Below are 521 nucleotides of genomic sequence, written 5' to 3'. Positions count from 1 at the left end.
AGATTTTTTTAGGGTAGGCGCGGCCCTTCTCCACACAATACCCTTCCGGCAAAAGTAACGATATAATGTACTTTTTGAGAGTGATACATTTAATAATGTATTGATTATATTAGTAATAAGCTCCAGGCTCCAACGTGAACGCAGGTAGCCAAAATCCTGCGGGGAGTGCTGTAATAAGAACGACAATAAGGTAAAAAGTGGCGATAAATGCCAGACTGCGGGTCTTCCTGCCGGCAGGCTTTTTACCCCTTCCAGGCCAGATAATGTAAACCAATTTATCCAGCGATTAACTGAGGAACGTGAACAGTGAAGAGTCCTGGAGACATGAGAAACAGTACTCCCTTCATGTAACATCAAGAGCGCGGTGAGGCGACGCGCATAATCCTTATCCCGGGTTTTATGGATAAATTTTTTCATCTGACGTCGTTCGTTTCGGGGTATTGGTGCTATGATTGGCATCACTCAGTCCATTTTGGGATTTGTTTTGATTTGGCGATTAATCAGATCGCAAAAATCGGACT

General features: G+C 43.6%; 1 protein-coding gene. It reads right to left on the bottom strand.

Annotation, left to right across the window (positions count from 1 at the left end; all coding sequences use genetic code 11):
• Positions 1-459 (bottom strand): helix-turn-helix domain-containing protein (locus OO184_RS24970; protein WP_265381458.1); only part of this gene is annotated, 459 nt, incomplete at its 3' end.
• Positions 460-521 lie beyond the last annotated feature (62 nt).

The sequence above is a fragment of the Photorhabdus aballayi genome (assembly GCF_026153155.1).
Taxonomy (GTDB): Bacteria; Pseudomonadota; Gammaproteobacteria; order Enterobacterales; family Enterobacteriaceae; genus Photorhabdus; species Photorhabdus luminescens.
Note: the sequence above shows the minus strand (reverse complement) of the source record. Positions and strands in the feature narration are given on the sequence as shown.